19 protein-coding genes are annotated in these 20,457 nt (G+C 34.7%); 2 read left to right on the forward strand and 17 right to left on the reverse strand.

Going from position 1 to position 20,457, the window contains the following annotated elements:
• Positions 1–78 precede the first annotated feature (78 nt).
• The 10 genes from ypeB to ACTWQB_RS05395 form a co-directional block, all read right to left on the reverse strand.
• On the reverse strand, positions 79–1,422 hold the full coding sequence (gene ypeB, locus ACTWQB_RS05350; protein ID WP_443138151.1) for a germination protein YpeB: 1,344 nt from the start codon (positions 1,420–1,422) through the stop codon (positions 79–81).
• Positions 1,423–1,437: 15 nt separating this feature from the next.
• Positions 1,438–2,304 (reverse strand): spore cortex-lytic enzyme, encoded by an 867-nt coding sequence (sleB, locus tag ACTWQB_RS05355; protein WP_443138188.1) that lies wholly within the window; start codon positions 2,302–2,304, stop codon positions 1,438–1,440.
• Positions 2,305–2,620: 316 nt separating this feature from the next.
• Complete coding sequence (locus tag ACTWQB_RS05360; protein WP_443138152.1) at positions 2,621–3,577, reverse strand: asparaginase; 957 nt, start codon at positions 3,575–3,577, stop codon at positions 2,621–2,623.
• Between the two features lie 5 nt (positions 3,578–3,582).
• A complete protein-coding gene (locus tag ACTWQB_RS05365) occupies positions 3,583–4,566 on the reverse strand; it encodes a YpdA family putative bacillithiol disulfide reductase (protein ID WP_443138153.1) in 984 nt (327 codons plus the stop codon).
• 90 nt (positions 4,567–4,656) lie between these two features.
• On the reverse strand, positions 4,657–5,922 hold the full coding sequence (locus ACTWQB_RS05370; protein ID WP_443138154.1) for a Glu/Leu/Phe/Val family dehydrogenase: 1,266 nt from the start codon (positions 5,920–5,922) through the stop codon (positions 4,657–4,659).
• Between the two features lie 172 nt (positions 5,923–6,094).
• Positions 6,095–7,024 (reverse strand): D-alanine--D-alanine ligase, encoded by a 930-nt coding sequence (locus tag ACTWQB_RS05375; protein WP_443138155.1) that lies wholly within the window; start codon positions 7,022–7,024, stop codon positions 6,095–6,097.
• 18 nt (positions 7,025–7,042) lie between these two features.
• The gene (locus ACTWQB_RS05380; protein WP_443138156.1) at positions 7,043–7,618 is read right to left on the reverse strand and encodes an adaptor protein MecA; all 576 of its coding nucleotides are present in this window, start codon (positions 7,616–7,618) and stop codon (positions 7,043–7,045) included.
• A 405-nt stretch (positions 7,619–8,023) separates the two neighbouring features.
• Positions 8,024–8,596, reverse strand: a complete 573-nt coding sequence (locus ACTWQB_RS05385; protein WP_443138157.1) for a lysostaphin resistance A-like protein — start codon at positions 8,594–8,596, stop codon at positions 8,024–8,026.
• Positions 8,596–10,056 (reverse strand): RecQ family ATP-dependent DNA helicase, encoded by a 1,461-nt coding sequence (locus tag ACTWQB_RS05390; RefSeq protein WP_443138158.1) that lies wholly within the window; start codon positions 10,054–10,056, stop codon positions 8,596–8,598. Before ACTWQB_RS05390 ends, ACTWQB_RS05385 begins: the two co-directional genes overlap by 1 nt.
• Positions 10,053–11,093, reverse strand: coding sequence for a helix-turn-helix domain-containing protein (locus tag ACTWQB_RS05395; protein WP_443138159.1), 1,041 nt, complete (start codon positions 11,091–11,093; stop codon positions 10,053–10,055). Before ACTWQB_RS05395 ends, ACTWQB_RS05390 begins: the two co-directional genes overlap by 4 nt.
• Positions 11,094–11,125: 32 nt before the next feature.
• On the opposite strand from ACTWQB_RS05395, the gene ACTWQB_RS05400 reads away from it, so the two are divergent.
• Positions 11,126–11,392 carry a ferredoxin gene (locus tag ACTWQB_RS05400; protein WP_443138160.1) on the forward strand — a complete coding sequence of 89 codons (267 nt, stop codon included), beginning with the start codon at positions 11,126–11,128 and terminating at the stop codon, positions 11,390–11,392.
• Here the strand turns inward: ACTWQB_RS05400 and ACTWQB_RS05405 are convergent.
• A complete protein-coding gene (locus ACTWQB_RS05405; RefSeq protein WP_443138161.1) occupies positions 11,362–11,844 on the reverse strand; it encodes a helix-turn-helix transcriptional regulator in 483 nt (160 codons plus the stop codon). The two genes, ACTWQB_RS05400 and ACTWQB_RS05405, sit on opposite strands and share 31 nt — an antisense overlap.
• A 114-nt stretch (positions 11,845–11,958) precedes the next feature.
• On the opposite strand from ACTWQB_RS05405, the gene ACTWQB_RS05410 reads away from it, so the two are divergent.
• A complete protein-coding gene (locus tag ACTWQB_RS05410) occupies positions 11,959–12,453 on the forward strand; it encodes an inorganic diphosphatase (RefSeq protein WP_443138162.1) in 495 nt (164 codons plus the stop codon).
• A 66-nt stretch (positions 12,454–12,519) separates the two neighbouring features.
• Here the strand turns inward: ACTWQB_RS05410 and ACTWQB_RS05415 are convergent, their stop codons facing one another.
• The 6 genes from ACTWQB_RS05415 to resB form a co-directional block, all read right to left on the reverse strand.
• Complete coding sequence (locus ACTWQB_RS05415) at positions 12,520–13,680, reverse strand: hypothetical protein (RefSeq protein WP_443138163.1); 1,161 nt, start codon at positions 13,678–13,680, stop codon at positions 12,520–12,522.
• Positions 13,677–14,207, reverse strand: a complete 531-nt coding sequence (locus tag ACTWQB_RS05420) for an RNA polymerase sigma factor SigX (RefSeq protein WP_443138164.1) — start codon at positions 14,205–14,207, stop codon at positions 13,677–13,679. Before ACTWQB_RS05420 ends, ACTWQB_RS05415 begins: the two co-directional genes overlap by 4 nt.
• A 917-nt stretch (positions 14,208–15,124) precedes the next feature.
• A complete protein-coding gene (locus ACTWQB_RS05425; protein WP_443138165.1) occupies positions 15,125–16,867 on the reverse strand; it encodes an ATP-binding protein in 1,743 nt (580 codons plus the stop codon).
• Complete coding sequence (locus tag ACTWQB_RS05430; protein ID WP_443138166.1) at positions 16,867–17,583, reverse strand: response regulator transcription factor; 717 nt, start codon at positions 17,581–17,583, stop codon at positions 16,867–16,869. The genes ACTWQB_RS05425 and ACTWQB_RS05430 overlap by 1 nt, the downstream gene beginning before the upstream one ends.
• A 32-nt stretch (positions 17,584–17,615) precedes the next feature.
• On the reverse strand, positions 17,616–18,800 hold the full coding sequence (gene ccsB / locus ACTWQB_RS05435; protein ID WP_443138167.1) for a c-type cytochrome biogenesis protein CcsB: 1,185 nt from the start codon (positions 18,798–18,800) through the stop codon (positions 17,616–17,618).
• A gap of 18 nt (positions 18,801–18,818) precedes the next feature.
• On the reverse strand, positions 18,819–20,438 hold the full coding sequence (gene resB / locus ACTWQB_RS05440) for a cytochrome c biogenesis protein ResB (RefSeq protein ID WP_443138168.1): 1,620 nt from the start codon (positions 20,436–20,438) through the stop codon (positions 18,819–18,821).
• Positions 20,439–20,457 lie beyond the last annotated feature (19 nt).

The following is a 20,457-nucleotide window of genomic DNA, read 5'->3' on the forward strand; positions in this document are numbered from 1 at the left end:
TCCCCGTTTTCAGATACTATTATTATGGCAAAAAAAATGAAAAAGGAAAAGACTTAAATTGTCTTTCCCTTTTTCAACTTAGTTAATCCCATAAATTTGTTCTGATTGTTGAAGTTTTTCGACCTTCTCTTCAAAACCATCACTTGCGTTGATATATACTCGGTATGTTTGATCATTTAAAACCCCTAATAATTCATAACTTAGGACTAAATCTCCTATATCATTTTCAATTACCGCTTCTCGTGTTTCCATAATTTCAATATTTGGATTGACAACGTCTAAGGCTTCTTCTTCTGAAAGGTTTTTCGTAAAGTCTACTTCACCTCTCGTTGTTGTGTTTACAATATAATCTCTCGCGCTTAGTCCAACGATATCACCATTATCTAAAGCTACCTTAACTTGTAAGCTATCTGGATAATAATACACACCATCATCAACTCTTACAAAACGAAACACACCAACTTTTTCATACTGAGAACTTTCCACCACTTCTATATTGTCATATCCAATTCCATTTAGTAATTCCTTAGCTTGATTCATAGCTTCATTCAAGCTTATTTGTGCCTCACCCATTTCACGCGTTAACATGTAAGAAATCATATTTGCCCCTTGTTGAGTAAGTTCAGCATAGCCATGAAGTTCACCAGTATCAAAGGAGACATTGTACATTGGAATATTTGAACCTTTCCCTGTTGTTGTGATGTTCATATCAACATTTTCATCGAGTTCAAACTGTTCTGTTACAAACCCTCTTACTTCTTCTTCGTTATATGTTTTACCATCAAACTGAATTTCTTCACCCTCAGATTTGCTATTTAAATTAAAGACACCACCATTGTCCGTGCTATTAAATTGGTCCGAGTTATCCTCAATGGTTTCTAGTCCATCCAGAATGGTGTTATCACCTGGTTCATTTGTGGCTAGTGCGACTTCTACATCCATCCACCGTAACCCTTGGTCTAAAACTTGGTGTTGTACAGTTCTTAACTCCTGTTTAATAGTACTTGAACTATCATGTAAATCGTTTAATAAACTTAACTCTTCCTCTGTCAATGGATTTTCATCAAGCCCTCTAACCGCTACACGATAGGAGAATTCACCTATATTACTTAAAAACTCTTCTGTTTTATTAAAAGGTAATAATGTTAATGGTAATTGCCCTACATCCGCTTGAGCTTCAGATGAGATTTTCCAAATTTCCGTTAACTGTGGTGATAAATTCTCAGGTGTATTCATTGCTAAGACAGTTCCGATCTTATCGTTTAGTAAATCAATACGATAGGTTAAATCATGAAAGGCACGCTGATAGTTATTTTCTGCTTGTACTAAAACTGCATTCTTTTCTTGGTGTTCTTGATAACCATAAACTATCGCACCTATAAACCCAATCAACATAACAATGTATAAGATCCAACGTACCATTGGTTATCCTCCTTCCTATCTACAAAATATATGTTTTCCAATTTTCTTAATTTGTGGTCGTGACCATATCCAGTCTGAGGTGGCTGTATCTGGATTGAAGTAGTAAATAGCCCCACCTGATGGATCCCATCCATTTATCGCATCCATTACCGCCTCTCTAGATTGTTCATCTGGTTGCATATAAAACTGTCCATCTGCCACTGCAGTAAAGGCTAATGGTTCAAAAATGATTCCCGAAATTGAATCAGGGAAGGTAGAGTCCTCTAATCGATTTAATATAACAGCTGCAACGGCTACTTGACCTGAATAAGGCTCTCCTCTTGCTTCAGAATATACTGCTTGAGCCATTAGCTGAATGTCGTTTTGAGAAAACCCATTGGGAACATTAGTTGCCGTTGGTTCTTGGGGTTGCTCTTGCTGTTCGGCTTGACCTTCACCTTGTTGCTGACCTTCCTGCCCTTGACCTTTCTGTTGTTGTTCAGTTTCTCCTTGACCTTGACCACCTTGTTGGGATTGCTGTTGTTCTGACCATGGGCGCTTCTGACCACCATAGTGGGTGAACTCACGGCCCTGATTAATTTGTTCTTGTACCCATTGTTTGTCATACTCTGAAGCCTTTACTAACATGTCCTTAGTTTTTTGACCCACAAACCCGTCCACTTCCATACCAAACTCATATTGGAAGTTTCGTACAGCCCAGTATGTGCCCCAACCAAATACACCATCGATTTTACCGTTATAAAATCCAATATACTGAAGTCTTGATTGAAGTTCTATGACGTCTTCACCAACAGCACCTTGTTGAATTACTTGATCTGTGAAAGCTTCTGACGTTGGAACTTCACTGTGTAAACCTATAGTTAATCCAATAGCTAACCCAATAGTAATTAAGATTCTTATTCTAGCCAATGTAGTAATTCCTCCTCATACAAACAATCTGTGCCCTATTATCTTTTGTATTTTTATGGTTAATATTCTTACAAAATAAAAAAGCTGTCAGATTTTCAAGTGACTTTAAATAAGAAGCCTATAATTAGAGTAATTATTTATGGAGAATTCATCGATTTATAGGGGAAAATTTTAATTTATAAGGAATCTTTAAAATAATACAGAAATATTTTATTTTATTGGGAAGTTAGATCAATTTTTGGGGAAAACAAAAACTCGAACTAATTATCTAGTCCGAGTTTGTGATTAATTAAAAATTATAACTTTGTACCCCTGATGCAAGCATGACAGCTAGTTTCACTCTAGCTTTTTTACTATCGGAATCACTACCTAAAATAACACCTTGATTAATAAGGTCGTAAGCACTGCCCTCATAATCATAAGTTGGATAGACAGCACCCTCTTCTGAAGCTGTGGTAATAACAATAATAATCCCGTCTTCTAAACATTTTTTGATCGCTGGCATCATTTTTGGTGGAACTTGCCCTCTACCTACACCTTCAATGATAATTCCTTTAGTTCCAGTCGTTCTAAGCGTTTCTAATAATGTTCCATCTGCATCAGTATAACATTTTACAATATCTACTTTTGGGAGTGGTTCCTTAACCGGATAATAATCTCTTTTAATCGGCTTTTGAAAAACTTGCACTTCATCATTATCGATAATTCCCAAATAACCGAACCCAAAAGAATTAAAGCCTTGTATATTACTAGCATGTTCTTTTTTAACATACTTAGCAGCAAAAATTCGTTCATTAAATACGACAACTGTGCCGCAATGATGTAAATCTTCACTACATGCTGAGTATATTGCGTGTCTTAAATTGATATAAACGTCACTACCTAAATCTGAAATGGATCGTTGTGAGCCAGTGACAACCACCGGCCGATGATCTTTAATCGTTAGATCCAAAAAGTAAGCTGTCTCTTCCAATGTATCAGTCCCATGAGTGAGGACAACACCATTGACATCTGGCTGTGCAAAGTAGAAATCAATTTTCTCTTTAAGGAGCATCCAATCTTCTGCCGTCAAATGAACGCTAGGCTTCTGGAAAGCGGAATCAACTTCAACTTGTATCTCACTTGGTAACTCGCATAAAGATGCCAACTCTTCTCCTGTCATAGCTCCGGAAGTTAATTTTCCACTATTTTCATTAGGTTTACTAGCAATAGTTCCGCCAGTTGTAAGTAATACGACTTTTTTCAAGTTGATCACCGCCCTTGCTTAATAATTATATCTTCAGCGATAAGCTCACCATGATGCCTACCATTTTCAATAAATATTTCATTGTTATTATATCCTGCTGCAATTACTCCAGCTATATAAATATTATCTACATTTGTCTCCATAGTGTGACGATCAAATTGAGGACGTCCTGTTTCATCATCAATTTGAATACCCATTTCATTTAGGAATGAATGGTCAGGGTGATAACCTGTCATTGCGAAAATATAATCTGCATCAATCACGTGTTCTTTACCTTCAACAATCGCAATGACTTGTTTATTTGTAATTTCTTTAACACTCGCATTAAAGTGCATATTGATCTTTTTATGGTTAACAAGTGATTCAAATAACGGTAAAATCCAAGGTTTAACACTAGGTGAATAGTCGGACCCTCTATATAATACCGTTACATTGGCACCAGCTTTTTCAAGTTCCAATGTAGCATCAACTGCTGAATTTTTACCTCCAATGACCACGACGTTTTTATTAAAATAAGGATGAGCTTCTTTGAAATAATGGAAAACATGCGATAGCTCTTCTCCAGGAACCTTCAACTTATTTGGATGATCATAATATCCTGTTGCGATGATTACATATTGAGCTTGATAGTGGTTTTCTTCACCTTTGGCTGTTATTGACTTCAATTGAAAGTAACCATTTGTTTTTTCAATTGAATTAACTTGCTCAAAATTATTTATTCTTAATTGATTTCGTTGAGCTACAGTTCTGTAATAAGTTAATGCTTCATTCCTTACGGGTTTTTGACGCTCTGAGATAAATGGCATATTTCCTATTTCTAATTTTTCACTAGAACTGAAAAATGTTTGGTGGGTTGGATAATGATATATGGCATTTGCAACGTTTCCTTTTTCAATTAATAATGGTTCGATCCCTCTCTTCTGCAACTCAAGAGCTGCAGATAAACCACAAGGACCAGCCCCAACAATGATGACTTGTTCTTTTTGCATCTTAACTCCACTCCTAAACATACAAAAATCTCCTACCAAAACTATGATAGGAGATTGTTATTAAATAATCAAATTGAAAAACTCGTATGATTAAATCCAGCCACGGAATCTTGCCGCTTCTGTCATCTTACGAACTCCAACCATATATGCAGCTAAGCGCATATCAATTTGACGATTTTGACTTGTAGTATATACATTATTAAAGGCCTTTACTAATACTTCACGTAACTTCTCTTGTACCTCTTCTTCTTTCCAGTAGTATCCTTGATTGTTTTGTACCCATTCAAAGTAAGATACTGTAACACCACCGGAAGATGCGAGTACATCAGGTACAATAAGTACATCACGCTCTGTTAAGATTTTAGTTGCTTCTAAAGTCGTTGGACCATTTGCTGCCTCAACAACAATACTTGCTTTTATGTTATGAGCATTATCTTTCGTGATTTGGTTTTCAATTGCAGCTGGTACTAAGATATCAGTATCTAGTTCTAACATCTCTTCATTCGATATTGTATCTTCAAACAAGTTTGTTACTGTACCAAAGCTGTCACGACGATCTAATAAATAATCAATGTCTAGTCCATCTGGGTCATGTAAAGCACCTTCTGCATCTGAGATGGCAATTACCTTTGCACCCATGTCATACATAAATTTAGCTAAGAAGCTGCCCGCATTACCAAAGCCTTGTACAATTACACGTGCTCCTTTAATATCGATGCCACGTTTTTTACAAGCTTCTTCAATACAAATTGTTACACCTTTAGCTGTAGCAGACTCTCTACCATGGGATCCACCTAATACAATAGGTTTACCTGTAATGAACCCTGGGTTATTAAATTCATCTATACGGCTGTATTCATCCATCATCCAAGCCATGATTTGTGAATTCGTAAAGACATCTGGTGCTGGAATATCTTTAGTCGGACCAACTATTTGTGAAATTGCTCGAACATATCCACGACTTAAAGCTTCTAATTCTCTAAATGACATCTTTCTTGGGTCGCAAATTATGCCACCTTTACCACCACCGTACGGTAAATCGACAATTCCAGCTTTAAGGGTCATCCAAATTGAAAGTGCACGAACTTCATTTTCTGTTACATTTGGGTGGAAGCGAACCCCACCTTTTGTTGGACCTACTGCGTCATTGTGTTGAGCACGATAACCTGTAAAAATCTTAACTTTTCCATCATCCATACGAACAGGTATTCTTACGATCATCATTCGAACGGGTTCTTTCATTAGTTCGTATGCTTCCTCAGGATAACCTAACTTATTTAAGGCATTTTTTATAACTTCTTGAGTTGATACTAAAACATCATTGGCTTGAGAATCTGCTTGCTTATCGGCTACCATGTGTTTACCTCCTATATTAAAAACAAGAAAAATAATGATTATTGCTTTCAATGACTAGTATACATTTTCATACCGAATATGCAACAAAAATCAACCATAATTTTGCCATGTTTTAATGTGATTTAGAAGCGTAAAAATTTTCATATAGTTGCTTCAATTATCGCTACTTGTATTATTCCTCTATTGTTAAAGAAATAAACTTCCTTAACATGTCTTCATAACTCATATTTACAGCTTTTGCAGCATCAGGGTATAAACTAGTTGGCGTCATCCCTGGTAGGGTGTTAACTTCTAAAATAATTGGTTCATTGTCTTCATTTAGAATAAAGTCAACCCTTGAATATGTTTCACAGCCCAAAGATTGATGAGCAAGCACCGCATAATCCTGTATTTTATTAGTTAATTCGGAGTTAATTTCTGCTGGACAAATATGTTCACTTCCGTCTTCCGAATATTTTGATTCATAATCGTAGTATTCACTCTTTGGAATAATTTCAATAATTGGCAATGCTTTCTCTTGGCCTTTATTTCCGAGAACAGCACACGTCAGCTCTCTTCCTTTTACAAATTCCTCTACTAAAATTTCAAAATCATGAGTAAAAGCCAAATCAACTGCATCTTTGACCTGGCTCTCCTCATTAACAATTGTTAATCCTAAAGTTGAACCTTCTTGGTTAGGCTTAATTACGATCGGTAATGTGAATTCATTCAAGATATCTTTTTCAATAGAAGATGCATCTTGATGTTCACCATATGTTTTACCCTTTGCAACAGGCATGTTATGTCTTGCAAATATTTGTTTTGCCTTTGATTTATCCATTGCTAAAGAAGACGCTAAAACTCCAGAACCAACATATGGAATTCCCATTAACTCTAATAGTCCTTGGACGGTTCCATCTTCTCCTTGTTTACCGTGTAATCCGATAAATACTAAATTACAACCATTAACCTTTGACATCATCTCTGCCAATTTATTAGGATCAAAATCGATGGCTATAACATCGTGACCGATTTTCTCTAACGCTTGAATAATGCCTTTTCCTGTCGATAAAGATACTTCACGTTCTTTTGATGTCCCGCCATATAAAACTGCCACTTTCATTATGTTCACCTCTAAATTTTAGAAATACTTTACAAATATTTGTAATGCGTTGTCTTTTGCAATTTGGTTTCCGTGTTCATTTAGGATATAAGATGTCAAAGTGCTTGGAGATGCATACTCCGATAATACAGATATTAAGTCCTGTCGAATTTTTTCAGTTAATGATCTTTCATTAATGTGTAGATAATACAGTCCATCATAAGAATAAAAACTACTCGTTAAATCATATTTGTACTGAACCCTTTTCGCCGCTTGAATCACATCTTCCAAATCATTAAATACAAATATCATCTCTTTACTCTCATCCATTGTCACTTTTAATTCAATATACTCTTCATTTTCACTCTGATCGTACTCATTCTGTGTCACAATAATAATCATACCTTGAGCTTGAAGCATATGAACCTTAACAACTAACATTCCATCTAAATCCATATTTAGTTCTTCACATGCTTCATATAACATGTCTTGGAATAATTGATTGGCTTTAGGTAAGTTGTTCCACAGATCTTCTTTTGAATAACCTCGTTCTTGCAAATCATCATATGTCATAAAGATTTTAAATTGGTTAACGCTTAAACGTTCTAATCTCACGTAACCACCTCCACCGTCTCACTATTATCTTATGTTTTTGCCTAGCTTAAAATTGCCTGTATTACTCAAAATAATTCGAATTGTTGTAGAATAATAATCAATTCTAGCGACAGCATAAGTTTTCCTGCTCATTAAAAATAAAAAAGTGGTTTAAACACCACTGGTCATTTAAACTAAAACTACTATTATTGTAACCAATATATATAGGTGAAGGGAATAGATAAAATCAAGATAATAAATAAAAACAGTAAAGTTTTTAAAATAAAATTGCTCGTCCTTAACGGATTTAAGTTAATCGTCAGTTCTTTCTTCACCTTTTTACTTCGATGTCTCTCTTTCCTCGAGGGTAAGTTTAGCACATCCAATTCTTTATGTGATGATCTTGCACGCTCTTTCATGATGTGATCACTCCCGGTTAAGTCTATAATAAATTCCTAATAGAAAATCAATTGTAAAATGGGCAGCAATAGGGACCAATAAATTATTAGTCTGCAAATATAAATACCCAATAATAAAAGATAATAACAATACAGAAATAAGTAAAACAAATTTATTTAAGTATCGAAAGTGAACTAGTGCAAATAATACGCTAGCTATTATAAACCCAAAGCTTGTTTGAATAACACCCCTAAACAATAACTCTTCAGAAAAACTTACAACTAAGGACAGTATAAATATTTGAGGGATGCTTAATGATGTAAAAATCTTTTGGTTAATTCCACCATCGTCGTAATGCTTCTCTGGTAAAAGTTTAATAAGTATAAGGTCAATCAAAACAATTATAAGGCCTGGTAACACACCGAAAATTATAATTTGACCTAAATCCCATTTAAATAATGTTAGAAATTCTACTAGATCATCAAATAAAAAGATTGAAAAAACTATCGCAATAGTTATGAAGATAAACTGTGATAAATATAGGTTTAATAACAGTTCACGTTTAGATAACTGTTTAATAATTTCAGCTTGCTTATTCATTAAGTCACCCTTCCACCGATTGGTAACAATTCATCTAAAATATTTTGCCAATCATTCGTACGGTTCTTCTTGTTATTTTGGTGAAGGTGCCAATTATGAATATCAAAATCACAATTATCACAACAATCGTAGCTGCTCTTTCTAACCTCAGATTGATAAGGGTGAAATAACGCTTGTCTTCTACACTGTTCCGTATGAACCCATTCTAACAACTCTAATACACTTTTAAGCTTTACTTCTTTTCGCTTATTACGATTCTTGATTATTTCTTGTATTAACTCATCTTGAGAATCTATACTTGTTTGATCAACTTGAAGCTTTAGAAATCTCTCCTTTATTTCAGGTAACGTACCTTCTACGTCTTGTAATAAAAATGATTTAATTTCATGGTCATCAGGTAGCTCTGACTCAATCATTTGAAAAGGGAGGGCTTCGTCCCCTTTTGTATATAGTAAAACACTGACACTATGCTCACCATCACGCCCTGCTCTACCAGTTTCTTGAATGAAAGATTCAATGTTGTTTGGAAGATGATAGTGAATAATTAACCTGACATCTTCCTTATTAATACCCATACCAAACGCACTTGTACAACATATGATATCTAATTGCCCTAGCATAAATTGTTGCTGTATTAACAAACGGTCTTGTTGCTCCATTCCCCCATGATAATAAGCAATCGCGAGCTCTGGAAATTGACGTTGTAATTGAGAACTTATTTGTTCTGTTACTTGTCGACTTGAGAAATAAATCATAGTAGGAGCTTTAACTCGTTCTATAATGTCGATTAGTTGTTCTTGTTTCTCAACGAAGTGATTCGACTCTAATACATTATAAGTGATGTTCGTTCGGTCCATAGGATAAATAATCTTATCCATATCTAAATCTAGGTAATTAATAATATCATCTTGTATTTTAGGTGTAGCAGTTGCACTTAATGCCAGCACAGTTGGTTCGTTTAAATCTTTAATAACATATTTTAAACGCAAATAGTCTGGCCGAAATTCATGTCCCCATTGAGAAATGCAGTGAGCTTCATCAATGACAAACAATGATACACTAATTTGTTTTAAACGTTCAATAAAATGCGCTTGTTGCAACATCTCTGGTGAACAATAAATTAGTTGATATTGACCAAGTTTATTGAGCACATTATCTTTCTGTTGAGGGGATAATAAACTATTTATAGCTGTGACTCTTTTAAACCCTTGTGATTTTAAAAGTTTTACTTGATCAACCATTAATGATATTAAAGGTGAAACAACTACCGTAACACCATCTAATAGTTTTGCAGGAAGTTGGTAGCATATCGACTTCCCGCTACCTGTAGGTAAAGTAGCAAGTGTATGTTGATTAGACAAAACTGATTCGATAATGTCCTTCTGGCCTTCTCTAAAAGCAGAAAAACCAAATTGTTCATACAAGGCTTGTTCGAGGTTTTCATAGTTTGATTTAATCATAAATCTACACTCTCTTTATATGTATGGTATTTGGCCAAGACCAATCTTAATTGAAAATAAGTTACAGAATGGTTGAGATATTTCATTAACGTCTTTAATCGTTTTGCATCTGTTTCGTTTATGACGTTAACGATTCGTTCTATGTCATTGCGTTCAACAAATGAAGTAATATCAAAATCTTCTATTTGGGTTGCTATCTCAATTATATGATCTTGAATGGTACTTTCTTTGAGTCTTCTTATTTTCTCAATCTTTTGGATGTTATAACCCCTTAGTAGTAACTCATAGGTTCTGCGAGCTGATTCAGTTAAAGAGGAGTCATTATGATTAATGATTAAGCTTTTTAATAATGGATATAAGTTACCTTGATTTGTTACTTCATCCAATACCTTATGGATAGTTGCTTTAGTCATTAACTCAACATCTTCTTCATTCAACTGAACGTAATCAGCAACCTGTCTGCGATTATATCCAATTCGAGTATACCCCGTTAATTGCATCGTAAAAACGTTAGCGTACAATTCATTTAGTTTTTTTAAAATAGATTCTAATTCCACCTTTAATTGTTCTGATAAAAAAATTGGTTCACCTTGATTTAATAGACTTTTCACCTGTCGTTGAATGATTAAATCATCAGATATTGGAATAAAACGTTTATTTTGATAAGTTAAATTAGATAGCGTTTGAATCAACAATTGTAGGGTGGCAAACCATTGACGATCGACCTTATGATATTTAAAGCCATTAAAATCTTTTAACTGTTGTTCTATATGATCTACTTTTTTTAGGTCAATAGTGAAAGAATCTTTGCCAACACTAATTAGACCCTCATTTATAAATTGCTGTAGCCATTGGTCATAAGTTTCTTTTTTTAGACGTGGGAGTATGCTATAAGCATTTTTTAATCCAAATAAATGAATATCTTGAATCGTTTGCGAAGACTTCTTGCCACGTAATATATGGTAGGCAGCATATACTGTACGCTGACCATTTAATCGTGATAATATGTATAATAACGTAGTTCTAAATTCAATCATTTTGCACCTCAGTATTAAATGGAGGATTATTAATGGCTAAATATACTTATGTAAATCAAGAAACTTGTATTGCTTGCGGTGCGTGTGGTGCTACCGCTCCAGATATTTTTGATTATGATGAAACAGGTGTTGCCTTTAATTTAATAGATCAAAATACAGGTTCTGTCAAAATACCTAAAGAATTAATAAACGATTTAGAAGATGCGTATGATGGATGCCCTTCTGAATCAATTCAAGTTGCAGAAAATCCATTTCTGCAGATAAAAAATCAGTTTCGTTCAAGTAATGTTTCTTCGTGATTTAAAACAAATTCTCTAAAGTGCTTATCGGCACTTTTTTTATAGAAACTACTAAATACTCTATAACCTAGTTGATCAACAATTCGATAGTACTTTGTAATAACGTGACGTTGTAGAATAAAACCATTTTTCTCATCGATCACTTTCCAAAGAGATTGATTCATCCACTTTTGGGAGTTTTGCAAGTTAATGTTTTTCCTTGCAATGGTTTGAAGTAAGTAAACTACATCTTCCTCACCCAATTCCTGTTGAATAATAGTGCTATCCCTAAAAAGACTAGCAAATGTCACTACCACAGACCAACTTGCCAATTGTCTCTCTTTCTCAATTTGTACAATTGTTTTTTTAGAAACGCCAAGGATACTAGCCATTTCATCTTGGTTATAATTAAATTCAGATCTGACAAGTTTAATCTTTGATGAAAGGATTTTAACTAATTCCTGTTCATTCATAAAATTCCCTCTCACAATTTGTCATTTAATATCATTTTACCATGAATCTTGCTTTTCTTACTATATAAAGATTGGTATAATTAGTAATCGATAATAGCATAAGGAGGACTCACTATGGCAGATAATAAAATTGTAGAAGTTTTTGTAGAGATTCCTACAGGTAGCCAGAACAAATATGAATATGACAAAGAAAAAGGTGTTTTTAAATTAGATCGCGTACTATTCTCACCTCAATTTTATCCAGCAGAATACGGTTATCTAGACGAAACACTTGCATTAGATGACGATCCATTAGATGCACTTGTACTAGTAACAAACCCTACGTTCCCTGGATGCGTGATTGATGCACGTGTTATTGGTTTCTTAAACATGATTGACAGTGGTGAAGAAGACCAAAAATTACTTGCTGTACCTGTTGAAGACCCACGCTTTAAAGATGTTTATACATTAGAGGATATTCCTCAACATAAATTAGATGAAATCTCTCATTTCTTTAAGACATACAAAGACCTTCAAGGTAAAAAGACTGAAATTGGCGATTGGGAAGGTCCAGAAGCAGCAAGCAAGTTAATTGATGAGTGTGTTCAGCGTTATCATGACCAAAAGTAATTATTAAAAGAAATAAAAGACTAATCGAGAACTATTAAATCTCGGTTAGTCTTTTATTATGAGAATTCACTGAACGTTAATGTGTTCTGGAATTTCAACTGGTGTGTTCAATTGGTAAGGCCCTACTGTTTCCAAGTCCAAATCGGTAAAGTGCACTTGATCAAATCCAAATGTGCCTGCAGTTAATAAAATAGACTCAATCATTCTTAGTGTCATTTCTTGATCCTTAAGTGGTAAGTCTGACTTTAATTGCACTTCTAAAATATCTTCTGAATCGTTCACTTCTATTTCTATATTCGATGGAACTGTTGATGAGCCTATACTTTCATCAACCCTAAGTTCATTCAAAGCCTCATTTAAAGTGGCTTCTTGAGTCAATGGTTTCCTCACCCAATATACGCTTCCATTATTAGTATTATACAATTTATAAACGTAGCTTTGATCACTAAACGAGTGTTCCATGACTTGACCAGTATGTGGAAGCTCCAACGTCTCGCCTTTGTCATTTTGTAATTCTATTGTTGTATGACCAATGCTATTAAAATATCTAAGCACCTCAAATAGTGCGTATTCGGTAGCTGTACCGTGCAAGCTATCTTCTGCGACCTGAATTATTGGCTCATTTTGATTATTATTGCCTACAAATTCAATCCCATTTATAAAATCATGAGTTAAGCTTAAATATTGATCACTAATATCATCTAAGTTATTAAAGAATGAGTATGGATCATCCGCATCTGAAAGTAAAAATGTTAAAGGTATAAAGTATTGACTTTCTGGCCCAGGCAAAATCATCGTTACGCTCTGTAAATTTTCATTGGATAAATCATCTTCATACAATAACTGCGGACCAACGGAATCCATTATTCCTGCTTCTTCAGCTGACTCTTCACCTTCAATATTCTCTTCAAAATCTTTAGAACTACTTCCTTCCATATCGTTATTCGCTGTGTCCTCTGATTCTTCTGCATTATGAAAAATCATTTGATCAGCTGTATCATTAAAATTAATAAATTGCATAGCAATAACTACAACGATCGCTAATGCTGCAGCAGAAGTTAATAATGGTAATAACCATCCTCTGTTTCTTCTGCTAGAAATATCATTACTATCAGTTATCTCCTTTGATATTTGATCATAATACTCATCAAAGGACTTCTCATCTTCTACACGGGGCATTTCAGACAATAATTTCTCAATGAATTCGTCATTATATTTTTTACTCATTCTGTATGCCCTCCTTTACTTTGCTGCATATGTTCTTTTAGAGCGTTGATTGCTCGATGTTGTGTTGTTTTCACTTTGCTTGTCGTCCAATTTAAAATGTCTGCTGTTTCATTAATGGACATTTGCTGTAAATATCGTAAAATAATAACCATTCGTTGATCTTTTGTACATTGATCCAAACATTTATACATTAATTTAATTTCTTCACTCTTCTCTGCAATCTCATGAGGTGTTGGACTGTCATCTTTCAACAAATTAGAATGCTCGTTAATATCAAAATTTTGTGCGGTTTGTTTCTTTTGCTTGCCATACTTTCTAAAGTAGTCGATTGTGACATGTCTTGCAATTGAAAACAACCATGTCTTTTGACTGCTTTGGCCTTTAAAAGTGTCATATGACTTTAACACTCTAATGTAGACTTCTTGAACTAAATCTTCTGTCGTTGACTTATCTTTCACCATATAAAATATAAATGAGTACAAATCCCGATGATACGTCTCATAGAGCTCTTGAAAGACTGCTTTCATCCATCGAGCCTCCGTTCTTCAAATAATATAGTCGAAATATATATCTAAAAGTTACAACTTCCAATATTCTATCATAAATTTTACTGCCAATTTTTTCATTATAAAAGGTTCTATTTCAAATGTGGTGGTGTAAAATTTACACCATCCACTTTTTATCCTTTTAATAATTATATTTAACATCGCTCCATCAAAATGCTTCGCTTTCCGCGGGCACGGCTCGAGCCTCCTCGGCCCAAAGAGCGGGGCCTGTGGGGTCTCGAGACTCGTGCTGTTCCCGCTGGAGTCTACGCATTTTGATTTCGCTTAGTGCGGCTCACCTAACACAAAAGCGGTTTTATGCTCTTTATTCTGTTATAGATGCTTTATTGAATGATTGTACACCAATTGGTGCCGTAAAACCTTTCGACGCTACCTTTCAAATGATTTAATACCATATCACTCATATCGACTCTCTTTTTCTAGTGTATTCGTCGACTTTAGGATAACAAGAGATGATGAATGAGTGTATTTTTTTGTTTTGAATGTGATGTTCAACCTCATCTTCTTATACAGATGAGAATGTGACGAGCGATAGGCCACGACGCCAGTGGGAACAGCACGAGCTGAAGATCCACTGGGGAAAGCGTATTTCTTTCCACAGTTAGCTGAAGCCGTGCCCACGGCAAGCGTCCGCCGATAGCGAGTCACAAACCAACGGTTCAATCATCAATCTCTCAACATAATTGTTGTGACAATGAACACCACCACATTTAGTATAGAGCCTTATAAAAAGAGTAGGGACAAAATTTTTACCAGACTAGAAGAAGCCGAATGTTAGAAGTTAATTTACTTCTAACATTCGGCTTCATTTATTAGCTTCGTCAAAATCATATTCAATAGACATTTTTTAAAACAGATTTTATCCCTGTCTCTTTAAATTATGAACTTGGTATTGTAAAGACAAATGTCGTTCCTTCATTTACTTTACTTTTAGCATATATTGAACCGCCGTGCGCTTCTATTATATGTTTCACAATTGATAAACCTAAACCTGTCCCTTTCTTCTGACTTGTTCTAGTTCTAGCTTTATCACTTTTATAGAATCGTTCAAATATAAACGGTAGATCTTCTTCTGAAATCCCTGATCCGTTGTCTTTAATATAAAATTGTAATTCCTGATTGGTTTCTTCAACCTTAACTTCAATTTCGCCACTTGTTGGTGTATGACGCATTGCATTATCTATTAAGTTAGTAAGAACTTGTTCAATACGATCAGGATCAAAAGAATACTCTAAATCTAAAGGAACTTGTTCTATTAATTGAATGTCTTGCTCATCTGCAATCGAATTAAATTTCTTAACGATTCTTGATACGAATGGCTTCACATTTACATTTTCTTTATGAATCTGTATATGGCCAGCTTCCATTCTTGCTAAGTCTAATAATTCATTAACTAAGCGTCCCATTCTTAAAGATTCATCGTAAATTATTTGGGCCAACTCTTGTTTTTCTTCTTTCGACTCAGCAATATCATCAACAATTGCTTCTGAATATCCCTGCATCATTGAAATCGGTGTACGAAGCTCATGTGATACGTTAGCTAAAAAGTCTTTTCTTAATTTATCTAACTGACGTTCTTCAGTCATATCACGTATGATTGCTACTGCTCCTCTTGCTTCATTCTCAATGTATAGAGGTGTCATCACCAAAACAAAGTTACGACCTTGAGCAACAAATTCTCTTGCATACTCTTTTTCTTGTTCAATAACGTGTTGAAGATCTTCCCTTAATTCCTGTGGAAGCATGTACCCTTCTTTCTCACCTTGTTTATTAAGCTGAGAAAGAAATTGTTCTGCAGGGGGGTTAATCAACATAACACCTAATTGCTTATTAACTGTGATTACCCCATCAGCCATTGATTTAAGGATACTCGACAATTGTGATTTTTCTTGATTTAACGCCGTAATATGATAATTTAATTGTCTTCTCATTCGATTAAAAGAAATAGCTAGTTCACCAATTTCATCATGGGTTAAAACTGGAACTTTCGTATTAAATTCACCACGTGACAGTTCTCCTGCAACTTTTCTCATTTTAATCAATGGTGCTGTAATTCGGCTTGATAAGAAAAAGGCAAATATAGTCGTTAATACAATCGCAATTGTAGCTGCTAACAAAATAATTTTAGTAGCTTTAGTTGTTGTTTCTTCTACGACTTCTAATGATTGATACACATATATTGCACCTTCACCATCCACGGTCGGCATACCAACGATAATAATTTCAGCGTTACTGTTTGGTAGTGTTGTAATTTTACGAACTGACTCATTCGTATTAAACACACCACTAATTTCATCATTACTTATAAACCAGCTAGGCTCAATGGATGGTTGCATTTCCTCGGAAACGTTTTGCCAATAGTCATGTTCACTGAAAAACACAGTTACCTTTGACTGTGGAGCTAACAACTGATCAATAGTATCTAAAGTTAAATTTGTATCGTCATGCTGGTCAATTACTACGGCAACGTTTTCAGCTTGATTCATTAAATTTTCTTCTGCTTCTTGCACATAAAAACTTTCAAAGAACTCTAATAAGAATACAGTAAGAATCATTAATACGAATGCAACTAATAGAATTATGGTTAACCATAATTTAAAAACAACACTTCTCCAAAGCATTATGAATCAATAACCTCAAACTTATAACCTACTCCCCAAACCGTAACAATCATTTTAGCAGCATCTTCTGATACTTTGCTTAATTTTTCTCTTAGTCTTTTAACATGGGTGTCTACTGTTCTTAAATCTCCAAAGAACTCATACTCCCAGACTTCTTTTAATAACTCTTCACGGTCAAACACTTTATCTGGTGTTTTTGCTAGATAGTATAGAAGTTCGTATTCTTTAGGAGTTAAATTTACTTGAACACCATCTGCAATCACTCGATGAGCATCTTTGTCTATAGTTAAATGAGGGTAAACAATGACATCATGAGAATCAGTTTCAGTTTTTAAATATTTAGTTGATGAAGAACGGCGTAATAACGCTTTAACACGTAATACAACTTCACGAGGGCTGAACGGCTTAACGATATAATCATCAGCACCAACTTCAAATCCTTGAACGCGGTTAGATTCTTCTCCCTTTGCTGTTAACATAATCACTGGTGTTGCCTTACGTTCTCGAAGCTTTGTACATACTTCTATTCCGTCCATCTCGGGTAACATTAAATCTAATAAAATTAAATCGAAGTCTGTATCCAAAGCTTTTTGCAAAGCCTCTTCCCCGTTTTCAGCTTCTTCGATATCATATTCTTCACGCTCTAAATATAGTTTTAATAAACGACGGATACGTTCTTCATCATCTACGACCAAAATTTTCGCTTGTTCTGACATGTAAGACAACTCCTTTAATTATAATTTAAAGCTTATGCGTAGGAATGTAAACCAGCAATAACTAAGTTAACAAATATTAAGTTGATCATGATGATTGTAAAACCTATAACTGCTAACCAAGCAGATTTTTCTCCGTGCCAACCAGCACCTAAACGCAAGTGTAAGAATGCAGCATAGAATAACCATGTAACAAGTGCCCAAACTTCTTTAGGGTCCCAACCCCAGAAACGCCCCCATGCATCTTGTGCCCAAATAGCGGCAAATATTAAAGCACCTAAAGTGAATACTGGGAAACCAATTGCGACTGAACGATAAATAATTTCGTCTACCTTATCAGTATTAACTCTTGATAACATAGGTTGAATAGCCGCAGCTACACGCTTTCTTAAAATTAATCTTGTTAATCCATATAAGACTAATCCACCTAAAATAGACCAAATTAAAGTGTTAAACTTAGAACCAGCATTAGCACCGTGCATCCAAGCTGGAGTTTCAATTCCTGTTGTAAATCCATCAGAAACCAACTCAGAGTTATTTGGTTCGAATAAAGCTGGTAAGTGATACTCAACGGTTTGTTCTATACCATCAATTTCTTGAGTGAATTCTGCTTGATACCCAACTGCTTCAAACGTTGTTGTAATGATAATAAATGCAACTGTTGTAAATATAAAGAATAATACTACTTCAAGCCATATCGTTTGCTTAGATGTAGTAGTTTGATCAACCTTTGCTATTAAGTAAACTAAACCTGCAACAAAACTAATAGCTAAAATGGCCTCTCCAAGTGCCGCTGTTGTAACATGAATATATAGCCAATGCGTCTGTAATGACGGTACTAAAGGTGATATTTCTGTAGGGAACATACTTCCATAACCGATTATTAATAACGCTATTGGTAAAGCGAAAAGACCAATAATTGTTTCTCGATAAATAAAGTATAAAATAATAAACCCTAACACTAACATCATACCGAAGAATGCTATAAATTCGAACATATTACTTACTGGAGCATGTCCAGCAGCATTCCAACGAACAAAGAAGTATATAAGCTGTGATATAAAACCTAATATTGTAATTGTGATTGCTATTTTTGAAGCTTTGGATTTACTATTAGCCTCTTTTTTATTTCCTATCGTTGCTCCAAAGAAAAATGTTGCGACTAAATAGAGTATAAAAGCGGCGTATAAGAAATTACTGCTCACTGTGTATAAATCCATTAATGAACCCTCCTTTGATTAAAGTTTTTCCTGTTGATCTTTAATCATTTGTATATTTGTACCTTCAATAGAAGTTTCAAATTCTCGTTTTAAACCAAACCAGTTCTTGTTCGTGTGACCGGCAACTAATAATGTGTTGTCTTTAGGGTGTATCCAAATTCTTCTATGATGCCAATACAGCCCTTGTGCAACACCAATCATAAAAATTAGAGCTCCTACCATAAAGAATGGTAGAGAGTAATCCTTTTTAATGATTAAACCTGATGCTGTTATTAATTCCGTGTCTAGTAATGAAACATTTATTGAATGATCATCAGATAAAGGTACAACATCTTCATTCAGATAGAAAAACCGCTCCCCTTCTAAACCGGGCCCAGTCACTTCAAAAATAATACCTGGATTTCTTGGGTATTTCGAGGAAGATGTAGGTCCTTCTTCAGATACTTCAAATTGAGGATAATAGTCTTGTACTTCAACCTGATAATCGTTAGAAAGCTCATAGAAACGTTGATCCTCATTGGTTTCGAAATTAAATTCCCCTAAACTCTCGCCATCATTTGTTTCAACATCAAATGATATTATGTTATATTCACTTCTTAATTGTGTACCAGATTGATATGCACTATAACCATCAAAAGATATTGGTTGGTTTAACCTAATTTCTCCTCTAGAAACTTCTTCTAATTCTGGTTCCTGACCAGGAATAACTTCGCCTTTTACTTTATAAACAACTGCATTAGTTTGGAAGTTACTCGGAACATCAAATTCTTCATTTTTCAATGCTTCTTGGAAACGTTCATCATTACGATCATATGTTTCATATACGAACTTTTCATTCTTTAAGTAGTATTGCTGTTCAGTAGTAGGAAGAACTTTTGTCTCACCTTCACGAACCCATACATACCCTTCTGTATGCATAAAGTCAAACATACGAAGGATTCCGGCTATTAATATAATAATAAGCCCGATATGGTTGACATAAGGACCCCAGCGGGAAAAACGGTTCTTCTCTGCCAAAATATGCCCGTCATCTTCGGTAACCTTATAACGACGCTTTTTTAGATTGTTCACTAATGTTTCTTTATCATGATCAGAAACTTCTGTAGATTCACTAAAAAAGCGTTGGCGTCTAACAAAAACTTCGTGTCTTTTTGTTTTTTGATTTTTCAATGCTCTACGTAATGGTACAAATCGATCAATCGAACAAATAACTAGAGAAATTCCAATCAATGCAATAAGCGTAATAAACCACCAAGAGCTATACAAGTTATGAAAACCTAATTGGTAAAAGATCTTACCTGTTAAACCGTATTGTTGCTCATAAAATTGGCTTGATGGTAAAACCGAGTTCTTAAACTCCTCTTGAGGATAAATTGTTCCTAAAGAGGCAGCTATTAACGCTATAACAATTAACCATACCCCTACTTTAACAGAAGAGAAAAATGCCCATGTTTTATCAACAAACGTTCGTTTATATGTTTTCGAACGACGAGCACTACCTTCGTAACGCATCTCTAACACTTTATTTTGATCATTTCCATCAATGTGTTGGTTTTCTTCGATTGGTTTACCACATGCTTCACAAAGAACTGTGCCTTCATGATTTATATGTCCACATTCGCATTTTATTTTTTTCATGTTAATCCCTCACGGTTAG

The sequence above is a fragment of the Piscibacillus sp. B03 genome (assembly GCF_052246295.1).
In the GTDB taxonomy this organism is placed as follows: domain Bacteria; phylum Bacillota; class Bacilli; order Bacillales; family Alkalibacillaceae; genus Piscibacillus.